This window comes from Streptomyces sp. NPDC048479, assembly GCF_040651435.1.
Classification (GTDB): Bacteria; Actinomycetota; Actinomycetes; order Streptomycetales; family Streptomycetaceae; genus Streptomyces.
The window spans coordinates 53,554-62,680 of sequence record NZ_JBEZKA010000037.1 but is presented as its reverse complement, the minus strand read 5'-3'; the positions used below and the strand labels follow the sequence as shown (position 1 = coordinate 62,680).

Genomic DNA, 9,127 nt, shown 5'->3' with positions numbered 1-9,127 from the left:
TTCGTCGAGCAGGGTGCGGTTGAAGCGTTCGACCTTGCCGTTGGTCTGGGGCCGGTAGGGCCGTATGCGCTTGTGCGTGATGCCGGCCGCGGCGACGCGCGTACTGCGCCGGCTGCTCGCAGCCGTAGGTGGGCTCGCGGGCGTGTGGGGCCGTGGGCGCCCCAGCTGCAGGAGCGGCGTCCACTCCCCCGCCGCGAGCGACGGGCCCGCACCGGAGTGCGAAGCGCCCGCGACGCCGCCCCTACGATCACTGGTCTCGCCTCGTCCGGTCCATGACACCTGGGCGAATCCTCTGTGTTGTCCGTGAGATGCCGACGGGGACTGCAGGACCGGTCGGCACTGCTCGAGGCAGCTCGCAGCACCGTCGGCATACGTTGCCGGACCGCCGAATCCGACGTAACTCCATAGCAGGCATCGCAGGTAGGGCCAGGTCCCTGGGCTCTCGAGCCACCGTCCGCTCCCGCCGCGGAGCCGTCCGGCTCACCGTTGCGTCCGACCTTTCCGGTCAGCGCTGAGTGCGGGTCACGCACTCCGTGACAACGTTCCGGAGGGTGCCGGTGCTCTCCAGCAGTTCGCGCTGGACCCGCGCTCCGTTGCCGGTTGTCAGCAGCGTGCTGAGCCCATCCCGGGCTTGCACCAGGTCACCCGTGTAGTCGAGGGCGTCCCGGACGTGGTCGAACAGCGCGCGCACCACCGTCTCCGCGGGCGCAGGACGCATCGTCAGGGGATGGACCAGCTGGTGCTCCAGGCCGTACCGGCCGGCCGTCCAGGCGGCCATCCGCAGCAGGGCCACCCCGTGCCGGGCGGGCGGCTCGCCCTGCTGCGACTGGCGGGCCGCCGTTTCCACGAGGCCACGGGCCAACGTGGCGAGCAGCACCGTCGTCGACGGGTCCAGGCACACGTCCGCCACCCGGATTTCGACGGTGGGGTAGCGGTGGGACAGCCGGGCGTCGAAGTAGATCATGCCTTCGTCCCGCAGCACGCCGGTGCCGAGCAGCTCTTGCACCTGCTCGTGGTAGCGGTCCGCGGAGCCGAAGACCTCCGCGGGCCCGGCCGAGGGCCAGCGGCCCCAGACCTGGCTGCGGTAGCTGCCGTACTGGGTGTCCCTGCCCTGCCAGAACGGTGAGTTCGTGCTCAGGGCCAGGAGTACAGCCAACCACGGCCGGATCCGGTCGAGGACCGCGACGCCCTCCTCGTCCGAGTCGACCGAGACATGCACATGACATCCACCGGTGAGCTGCTCCTGCGCTGTCAGCCCGAACTTCTCACCCATCCACCGGTACCGCTCGCCGAACCCCATCGAAGGGCTGACCGGCAGGGGGGAGGTCGCCAGCGCTGCGACGGCCCCGCCCACCCCTTCCGCCTGGCGGGCAGCCTCCGCCCGCCAGCGCCGGATCTCGTCCGCAAGGTCCCCCACCGCGACCTGCGGCCGGGTGGCGAACTCGAGCTGCTGGCGTTGCAGCTCTGCTTCGAATACCGCCTTCTTGTCCTTGTGGACGGCTTCCCGGGAAGCGGCGGCCAGCACAGCCGCCGACAGGGCCCGAGGCTCACCGCTCTCGGCGTCCACCAACAGCAGCTCTTCCTCGACACCCATACTGCGCACGACGTCTGCCTTTCCGCGGCCCCGGCCGCAGCGGTCCGGTGTTCCTCTGCATACCGCCGACCCGGCGTCTCTTCAACGGTGAGCCGACTAACCCCACGGATGCCCGCCGAACGGGGAGCGACACCGAAATGGAACGGGCGAACGCCTGGCGCGTCGGCCAGTGTCACGTCTCGCAGGCAACCCCGATCACCCGTTTGCCTGCCGGGGAACGGGACAGGCGGCCAGCAGCGACAACCCCGGGAGACCCGCCGCGTCGCGGCAGCGACACGGTGATGGGGCAATGGCATCCCGGCCCGTTCGAGGCTTAACTGACGATGCACGCTCGCCCAGCGGAAAGGGGACGGTCGCCCATGTGCCAGTGGCTCGCTCACTCGGGTACGCCCATCCGGCTCGAAACCGTTCTCTACCGACCGGAGCACTCCCTGATCGACCAGAGCCTGCACTCCCGGCTCGGTGTCGAGACCACGAACGGTGACGGTTTCGGGGTCGGCTGGTACGCAGAGGACGCGGACACTCCCGCCGTGGTACGGGACATCAGTCCAGCGTGGAACAACCGCAACCTGCGGGAGATCGCGGGCCATGTCCGTTCCCCATTGTTCTTCGCCCACGTCCGGGCCTCGACCGGTTCGGCAGTGCAGCAGACCAATTGTCACCCCTTCCGTCACGGCCGCTGGATATGGATGCACAACGGCGCGATCACCGACTTCCACCGGTTGCGGCGGGACCTCGCCATGGCGGTGGATCCGGTGCTGTTCTCCTTCATTGAGGGGTCGACGGACTCCGAGGTCATGTTCTTCCTCGCCCTCTCCTTCGGACTCGACCAGGACGTGCCCGGCGCCGTGGCGCGGATGACCGGATACGTCGAGAAGGTAGGCCGGGCCGAGGGAGTGAAGTTTCCTCTCCAAATGACGATCGCCGTGAGCGACGGCGAACAGCTGTGGACCTTCCGCTACTCCAGCGAAGGCACCTCCCGCTCGCTGAACTACAGCAATCGCGTGGAGACGTTGCGCGACCTGCACCCCGATGTGGAGTTCCTTCAGGGCGTGTCGGAAGGCACCCGCCTCGTCGTCTCCGAGCCTCTGGGCGACCTCCCCGGCGCCTGGGAGGCCGTCCCGGAGAACAGCTACAGCGTCGTTCACGCCGGAGAACTCGACCTGCTGCCCTTCGTGCCCTGGGTCGAGGGGCAAGGCTGAGCAGTAGATCGATCCGGCATGGACGCTGCGGACAGAGCCGGGACCAAGTGCCGCGGCGTGCTCCCTTGCTCGGTACGGGCGCTTTCTGGGCGCCTCACCAACGGCGGCCAGGTTCGGACCCAAGACGCGGGACGGGGGGGAACCGGCACTGCCGGCGCTCATGGCGCCTCGATGAACGGCAGTCCGACGGCGGCCAGCTTCGTCTGCAAGTTGATGTCCCCGGTGGCCACATAGACGGCGGAGCCGGGGTGCGGACTGCAACAGCAGTGGGGAGGCCACGAAGCGGTCGTCGTCCACGTTCAGGTCGAGCCGGCCACCTCACAGCTTCCGGGCTCGTTACCGGCCCAGCCGAAGACCTCCGCGTAGAAGATGGTGGCGTCGAATGCGTCGCGGGTGCGCAGCTGGGGCCGACGGCCAGCGCAGTGTCTGCCTTCCCACATGCCGAACACCGCACCGTCGCGGTCCGCGGCCGGCACGGCGCGCCCGGTGGGAAGGGTGAGGGGGAGACGGTGACCGTGGCACCGCGTTCGGTACTCGCGCAGCGGCCTCGTCGGCGTTGTCCACGGCAGAGTACGGCGTCCACACCACCGCTACCGCGATTGCGGGGCCTGGGGCTGCCAGGTCGGCGACAGGCTGACCCTCGGATAGTGCGACACAAAACCCCAGCCCGTGGCTCGAGGGACGGAAGGCCCGAGGACGGCTGCGTAGAGTCCTGAGTTGCCCGCACCTCGGGGGTCGTCAAGTGCACCCAGCACGACGTGCCCTGCGCAGTGTTGGTGGTGAGGTTGCCGCCGTGCGGTTCGTCATCACGCAGCCCTTCTTCGCCCCTGCTTGTCCGCGGCCGGCTGTGGGAAGCGCAGCGGCTTGGTCCACCTGCTCCGGACTCTGCCCGCTGGCGCGTCAGCGGCCGAGGGCCTTGCGCAACTGCTGCTTGTTCATCGTCGAGCGGCCCTCGATGTTCTTCTTCTTGGCCTCTTCGTAGAGTTGATCCTTCGTGGGGCCCTGCGAACCACTGTGCGATCGCTCGCCGCCGCGCTGGGAGGCAGACTTCGGGTCGCGCGTGGAGGCCTTGCTTGCCGACTTTGCCTCCCCCGAGCGCGCCCGTTCCTTGTTGACCGTGCGAGCGGCGATCTCCTTCGCGCGCCCCTCGGAGGTGCCGCGCTTCTCGGCGCCCTCCTTAATGTGCTCGTACTGCCGCTCCCGCTTGGGACTCGATCCTCGAGGCATCGGACTCTCCTGACTGCGAGGTTGTGAGGTGCGGCTACTTGCTGGGCCCGGGTTGAACAGTTGTTGCCAGAAGGCTCAGTCCTCGCCTCGGACGCTGTTCCAGCCAGGCGCCGGCACGTCCTGGCGCCGCTGATGGATGATTCGGTCGCGTGGGCCACGGCCGTCATCCTGGTAAATCATCCTTCCCCGGGGCACAGGGATGCATCACGTGTACCCGTCGGCCGCAAGATCAATCTGCTCACTACGCCGTGTCGAAACAAACAATGGTCTTCGAATCGGCGAGTGGCCTACGCCTCGCGTGTGAGCGAGGCGGCGGCCACGGCGAAGCGACAGACAGGATGGATGACAGGCAACAAGCCGGAGAGCGGCGGAGAAAAAGCGCCTCCGCCCGAGCCATGTCATCTGTGCGGGGCAGCGGTCCAGGGGGGCTCGGAGTTCTACACCCCTGGTGCCTGACTCGTCGGCTATCCATGACCCATGGCTGGACGGGCGACGCGCGCTCGTCGCCTGTTCGCCCGAGCACCTGACCACGCTCGTCGACACGTACAGGCTTCGACCATTCGAAGCAGCCGAGCTGTGGGCAGTGAAGGTCGCACGCGCAATGGAGAGGCATCCCGCAGGGCTGAGCATTCGGGCATTGGCCGAGGAAACAGGCCTGGTCCTGGCACACATAGAGCTCGCGGTGATGTGGCAGAACAGGAGTTCTGGCGTACGCATCCGGGCTTCGGCCCGGGGGGCGACCGCCCGGGCGCCGAGTTGTCGCTCAGGCAGATGGCCTGCGCAGGGCCACGCCGTGCCCCAAGCCACAACCGGTCGCCGCAAGCCCAACAGCTCTCCTCCCCCGGCCTGCCCCGCACCTCGATACCCACGCCAGAACGGAACTCAAGGCTATCCGGATCACGGCCCGGGCTGGTTCGGACGAGTGCCCGCGTGGCAGGCTCACACTTATGGACGAAGAACTGGGAACTGGCTCTGGTGACAGGCTTCGGCTATCCCGCACAACCGAACGCGGCCGGGCGACAGTTGCGGCGATCGGCGAGATCGACTTCGTAGCCTCACCGCACTTGGGTGACGCGCTCCATGCCGCAGTGACAGACGGTGTTCACCGCCTCGACGTGGACCTCAGCCAGGTGACGTTCTGTGACTGTTCAGGACTGAACGTCCTGCTTGCAGCCCGTTGCCGCTGCGGGGAGGCCGGCGTCGCCTTCGGCGTGTCCGGCCCTGTCTCACCAGCTGTACTGCGGCTCTTCCGTGCGACGGAAACCCTCGCGGACTTGCCCGTACGGTGCGCAGCCTGACCGGATCCAGAGTACCCGCGCGTCGCTCCCAGCTGACAGGGACCGTGACGTCACTCGCAACCGAGGCTCCTCTTCTACCTCCGGAGCCGGAAGTGCGGAGCGCTGGAGGCGTCAGGTGTGGAGGATGCTGTTGTGGCCGTCGTGATCGTCGGCATGGTCGTCATCGAACCAGTAGTCACCGGCTGCCAGGTAGCGGAAGGCGTACCGCTGGTCAGTGGGCAGCTCCAGCGTGACGGTGCGGTTCCCGTCCTCTCTGGCCACCAGTGGATGGGTTCCGGGCTGCCAGTTGTTGAAATCACCAACGACACTGACCTGGTCACCAGGATGGTCGCAGGGGATCACGAAGGTGATCTGGGTGTCGTTCTTGCGGCGTGAACGCTCGAGCATGGTGATCATTCCTCTAGGGGTGCTGTTCGGGGCCAGCATGGCCCTCTTGGTCGGTGAATCCCGCAGCCGCCTGTGCCGACGCGGCGGTCCCGTCACTGGGATGGCCCTTGGGTCAGGAGAAGGTGGCCGACTTGTCCGTTTCCATCAGTCACGTGCCAACGGCCATGGCGGCTGAGGCCACGCCACCTACGCCGCCTGGTAATCGCTCCCCAGGCCGTAATGGCTTCGCTGCGCGTCGTTGTCGACTCTGGTCGTCAGCTTTTGGTCAGCAACTGCGGAGCCAGATTTTTGATCATGGTGTTGGTCCAGCGCATCTGGCGCAGTGTCTGCGGGTGGCAGCCGGAAACGAGAGTCAGCAGGCGGTTATCGCCGCGCGCCTGCGCGGCTTGGGCCAGCATTGTCCAGTACAGCGAGTTCCTCGACGCACGCAGGTGAAGGTCGCACAGGTCCCACAGGAGCAGGAGCCCTGGTTCGGCGTGGCCCGATTCGGCCGCGCGCTCTTCGGTCGGCCGGTGCGAGGGGGTAGCGATCGGCTCGTGGCGGAGATCGAGGCCGTAGTGGTCGGCTGTGGCAGCGATCCGCTCGGAGTGGGCGCGTGACCAGCGAGCCAGGTCGCTGCCGACGTGGAAGATCTCGTGGTCGGCCCGGTGCCGTTCGCCTGTGGCCAGCAGTTCTTTGGCCAGCGCTCTTTCGCCGTCGTCGAGTACGCGCAGGAGGCGTGCAATGCCGTTCACCTGTTCGCCTCCTGCTCCTCGTCGTCCAGGTCTACCTCCTGTGCGGCGTGGGCCGACGGTCCGCCCACGGTGTCCGGCACCCGGCCGACCTGGATGGACGCGGAGGCGGTGGTGGTCGGAGCGGGAGCGGCCCGGCCTCCACTGCGCTCGATGAGATTGAGCTTGGCCGCCGCGGTTTTGAACAGGGGCTGCTTGGAGGCAGGGTCCCAGTCGGTGATTGTCGTCTCGTTGGCCGCCCGGCCGGGTGTTCCATCTTCAGGGCGGTAGCCAGAAGGGGTGTCCCAGTAGCCGTAGTGGAACGGCACGAAGAGCAGGCCAGGCCGGATGCCGGTCACACGGAGTCGACCGCGGATCGCCCCCCGGGGGGTGGCCACTTCGACCAGGTCGCCTTCGTCGAGGCCCAGTTCGGCGGCGTCGCCTTGGGAGATTTCTACCCAAGTATCGGGGGCGGCGGCGTTGAGCTGAGGCACACGCCCAGTCTTGGTGCGGGTGTGGAAGTGGTAGAGCGTGCGGCCGGTGGTCAGCTGGAAGGGGTAGTCGTCGCTCGGCGGTTCGTGGGGCGGCAGGTACTCGGCGGCTCGGATGATGGCTTTACCGTCCGGATTGAGGGAGCGGTACTCGACCACGCTGTCGGCCGCCCCGGTGACCAGGTCCTTGCCATAGCTCTCGCACCTCTCCGGGTGGGCCCAGGTGATCCCATCTGAGTAGAGCCGCGCCGTGCCGTCGGGTGCCTGGTCGTTGCAGGGCCATTGGATGCCGGTGACGCCGCGGAGTCTGTCGTAGGTGAGACCGGTGTAGTCGCACGGCCGACCTGCGCTGCACTGTTTCCACGCCTCAAACGCCGTTTCCGGGTCCGACCAGTGGATCAGCTGGTTGCCCTCCTTGTCACGAAAGCCCATCCGGGCGGCGTAGTCGAGGAAGATGTCCAGATCAGGCCGAGCCGCCCCTGGAGGGTCGACGGCCTTGTCGGACAGGTGAACGGTGCGGTCGGCGTTGGTGAAGATGCCCGTCTTCTCGCCCCACGTGGCTGCCGGCAGAACGACATCGGCCAGTTGGGCGGTCTCGGTAAGGAACAGGTCCTGGACCACGACGAAGAGGCGTTCCTGGGCCAGGATCGAACGGATGCGGGACAGCTCTGGCAGGGAGACGGCCGGATTGGTGCCGCTGATCCACAGCATGCGGATCGACCCCTGCTCGGCGAAGCGGAACATCTCCATTGCCGGTGTCGGCGGCGCATAGTGCGGGATCGTCTGGGGCTCGACGTTCCAGACTCGGGCCAGGTCGGCGACGTGCTCCTCGTTCTCCCAGTTACGAAAGCCCGGCAGGTCACCGTTGGCTCCGCATTCCCGTGTGTTCTGCGCCGTTGGTTGCCCGTTCATCTGCAGAACGCCCGCTCCCGGGCGCCCGAGCATGCCCCGGATCAGGTGCAGATTATTGACCTGCACAGCTGCCGCAGTGGCCTGGTGGGACTGGTAGACGCCTTGCAGGACCGTGGACAGCAGCCGATCGGCGGTGCCGAGGAGTTCGGCTGCCTGACTGATCCGGGCCGCGGGAACGTCGCAGATGGAGGACGCCCAAGCCGGGGTGCAGCCCTTCACGTTTTCCACCAGTTCTTCGAACCCGACCGTATGGGCCGCGATGAAGGCGGAATCGATGCTTTCGGTGCGGATGATCTCGTACAGAAGGGCGTTCAGGAGCGCCACATTGGTCCCGCTGCGGGGGGCCAGGTGGATGATTGACATGCGGGCCACTGGGGTCGGGCGCGGGTCTACACACAGCAGTCGTGGAGGGCTGCCGCCTTCGAGCCGGTCCAGAATGCGCATCCACTGCACCGGCTGCGTCTCGGCGATGTTGTGGCCAAACAGGGCGATGACGTCAGCGTGGTCGATGTCGTCGTAGGTTCCGGGCTGGCCGTCGCATCCGAAGGACTGCTTAAGCGCTTCGCCCGCGGTGGCCGTGCACAGCCGGGTGTTGCCGTCCAGGTGGTTGGTTCCGATGCCGGCGCGCGCCAGCACCGCCAGCGTGTAGTACTCCTCCAGGAAAAGTTGCCCGCTGGTGTAGAAGCCAATGGCTCCCGGGCCCCGCTGCTGGAGGAGTTCCGTCGACCGGTCAACGATCGCGCTCATCGCGGTCTCCCAGTCCGCCTCCACCAGCCGCCCTCCCCGGCGGACCAGGGGCCGGGTGAGGCGATCGGCCGAGGCGTTCGCCTGCCAGCCGAACAGGTCTTTCGGCTCCAGCCGTCCGTGATTCACGCGGTCCCCCGCCCGCCCCCGCACCCCCACGATGTGATCGTCCTTGACAGCGATGTCCATCGCGTCGCCGTCGGAATGCAACAAGGAAGCAGCCTGCACCCACTTCTGGACTTCACGGACTTCAATGCCGTCCGCCAGGTGCATGTCCACGCGTACCGGCCACGACTCGTGGCGCGCATATGGGGTCCGCCCGCCCCACGGATGGGCGATCCGATCCAACGCCCTGTCCACCCTGGCCTCCCTCCGCCTCGGCCAGCCTCCACCGGGTCATCCCGTCCATGGGTACCCGCCGTCCCAGCGAGCTAACGCCACCGACAACCCTCGACTCCCGACGAGAAAAGACAATGCCCCGGTCGCTGCTCCTGAACTTTCTCGCCGCCCAGCAGGCGGCGGATGGTGCCGGGGCGGCCGGGACTGACAATTTTTTCGGTGT

General features: G+C 67.5%; 8 protein-coding genes and 1 pseudogene. 2 read left to right on the top strand and 7 right to left on the bottom strand.

Going from position 1 to position 9,127, the window contains the following annotated elements:
* Both AB0D12_RS35935 and AB0D12_RS35930 read right to left on the bottom strand, forming a co-directional pair.
* Positions 1–81 (bottom strand): annotated as a pseudogene (locus AB0D12_RS35935) (integrase core domain-containing protein); the annotation flags it as partial.
* Between the two features lie 424 nt (positions 82–505).
* Positions 506–1,603: a glutamate--cysteine ligase gene (locus tag AB0D12_RS35930; protein WP_362692696.1), complete on the bottom strand. Its 1,098-nt coding sequence runs from the start codon at positions 1,601–1,603 to the stop codon at positions 506–508.
* A gap of 350 nt (positions 1,604–1,953) precedes the next feature.
* Between AB0D12_RS35930 and AB0D12_RS35925 the strand changes: the two genes are divergently transcribed.
* Positions 1,954–2,796 carry a class II glutamine amidotransferase gene (locus AB0D12_RS35925; RefSeq protein ID WP_362692693.1) on the top strand — a complete coding sequence of 281 codons (843 nt, stop codon included), beginning with the start codon at positions 1,954–1,956 and terminating at the stop codon, positions 2,794–2,796.
* A 299-nt stretch (positions 2,797–3,095) separates the two neighbouring features.
* Here the strand turns inward: AB0D12_RS35925 and AB0D12_RS35920 are convergent, their stop codons facing one another.
* Positions 3,096–3,272, bottom strand: a complete 177-nt coding sequence (locus AB0D12_RS35920) for a hypothetical protein (protein WP_362692690.1) — start codon at positions 3,270–3,272, stop codon at positions 3,096–3,098.
* Between the two features lie 424 nt (positions 3,273–3,696).
* A complete protein-coding gene (locus AB0D12_RS35915) occupies positions 3,697–4,023 on the bottom strand; it encodes a plasmid stabilization protein (RefSeq protein WP_362692687.1) in 327 nt (108 codons plus the stop codon).
* A 947-nt stretch (positions 4,024–4,970) separates the two neighbouring features.
* On the opposite strand from AB0D12_RS35915, the gene AB0D12_RS35910 reads away from it, so the two are divergent.
* Entirely contained in the window at positions 4,971–5,321 is a 351-nt protein-coding gene (locus tag AB0D12_RS35910) for an STAS domain-containing protein (RefSeq protein ID WP_362692684.1), read from the top strand.
* 111 nt (positions 5,322–5,432) lie between these two features.
* Here the strand turns inward: AB0D12_RS35910 and AB0D12_RS35905 are convergent, their stop codons facing one another.
* From AB0D12_RS35905 to AB0D12_RS35895, 3 genes are all read right to left on the bottom strand, one after another.
* A complete protein-coding gene (locus tag AB0D12_RS35905; RefSeq protein ID WP_362692681.1) occupies positions 5,433–5,708 on the bottom strand; it encodes an isoamylase early set domain-containing protein in 276 nt (91 codons plus the stop codon).
* 254 nt (positions 5,709–5,962) lie between these two features.
* Entirely contained in the window at positions 5,963–6,442 is a 480-nt protein-coding gene (locus AB0D12_RS35900; protein WP_362692678.1) for a hypothetical protein, read from the bottom strand.
* Entirely contained in the window at positions 6,439–8,925 is a 2,487-nt protein-coding gene (locus AB0D12_RS35895) for a nitrate reductase (protein ID WP_362692675.1), read from the bottom strand. The genes AB0D12_RS35900 and AB0D12_RS35895 overlap by 4 nt, the downstream gene beginning before the upstream one ends.
* Positions 8,926–9,127 lie beyond the last annotated feature (202 nt).

Bases quoted from the DNA above. Each gene is read 5' to 3' on its own strand.
- AB0D12_RS35925 (WP_362692693.1), top strand. From the start codon at position 1,954: ATGTGCCAGTGGCTCGCTCACTCGGGTACGCCCATCCGGCTCGAAACC.
- AB0D12_RS35915 (WP_362692687.1), bottom strand. From the start codon at position 4,023: ATGCCTCGAGGATCGAGTCCCAAGCGGGAGCGGCAGTACGAGCACATT.
- AB0D12_RS35910 (WP_362692684.1), top strand. From the start codon at position 4,971: ATGGACGAAGAACTGGGAACTGGCTCTGGTGACAGGCTTCGGCTATCC.
- AB0D12_RS35905 (WP_362692681.1), bottom strand. From the start codon at position 5,708: ATGCTCGAGCGTTCACGCCGCAAGAACGACACCCAGATCACCTTCGTG.